This window comes from Neobacillus soli NBRC 102451, assembly GCF_001591665.1.
Classification (GTDB): domain Bacteria; phylum Bacillota; class Bacilli; order Bacillales; family Cytobacillaceae; genus Neobacillus; species Neobacillus soli.
This window is the reverse complement of record NZ_BCVI01000126.1, coordinates 1-909: the sequence shown is the minus strand read 5'-3', so window position 1 is coordinate 909 and position 909 is coordinate 1. Positions and strand designations below refer to the sequence as shown.

Sequence of the window (909 nt, the reverse complement as noted above, 5' to 3'; positions counted from 1 at the left end):
GTCAAAAGTAGGGGTGAAGATAATTGAAGAAAATAATCATGGTTTTAGCCATTTTATCATTGTTATTTTTACTTGGTGCCTGTTCGGCTTTGACCTCAGGCGAAGGGAGCAAGGTATTTGTTAAAACGGACTATGGAACTATCGCAAAAGATGATTTATATAAAGAAGTAATCAGTTCCGAGCGGGGAAAAGAATTGATTCAGAAGTTGGTCTATATGCAAATTTTGAAGGGAAAATATGAGGTATCTGATAAAGAGGTGAATCAACGCCTAGACGAGATAAAGGAACAGGCCGGTGATAAAGATGGATTTAAAATGTTCCTACAAAAACAGGGCTTTAAAAATGAAAATGAACTAAAGGATTATATTATACAATCCATTTATTTCTTTAAAGCAACAACAGATGGGGTGAAGGTCTCAGATAAAGAAATAAAAGATTACTATGAACAAAATAAAGACCAATACACGGAGGTGAGAACCAGCCATATTCTCGTGGATAAGGAGTCAACTGCTAAAGAAATTGAAAAGGAACTAAAGAAAGGAACTGGCTTTGCCGAATTGGCAAAAAAACAATCGACGGATAAGGTGACTGCAGCAGAAGGCGGAGATTTGGGCTATATTTCCGGGGGAAGCAAGGAAATGGACCCGACATTTCTTGCGGCGGCTATGAAATTGAAAAAAGATGAAATGAGCGAACCGGTTAAGACAATGTTTGGTTATCACATCATTAAGGTAACAGATAGAAAGGAAACGCCATTAAGCAAGGTGAAAGATCAAATCAGAGAAACACTGCTGGGAAAAGAGGCAAAACCGGTACAGGAGATATTAAACAAATTGAATAAAGAAATTGAGATTAAAGATGATGCATTTAAAGATGTATTTAAGGATGTAGAACCTCAACAACCAAAGC

General features: G+C 37.0%; 1 protein-coding gene. It reads left to right on the top strand.

Annotated elements, in window-relative coordinates:
- Positions 1 to 23 precede the first annotated feature (23 nt).
- Positions 24 to 909, top strand: an 886-nt coding sequence (locus BSO02S_RS25955) for a peptidylprolyl isomerase (protein WP_157081513.1), incomplete at its 3' end; no start/stop codon positions are given.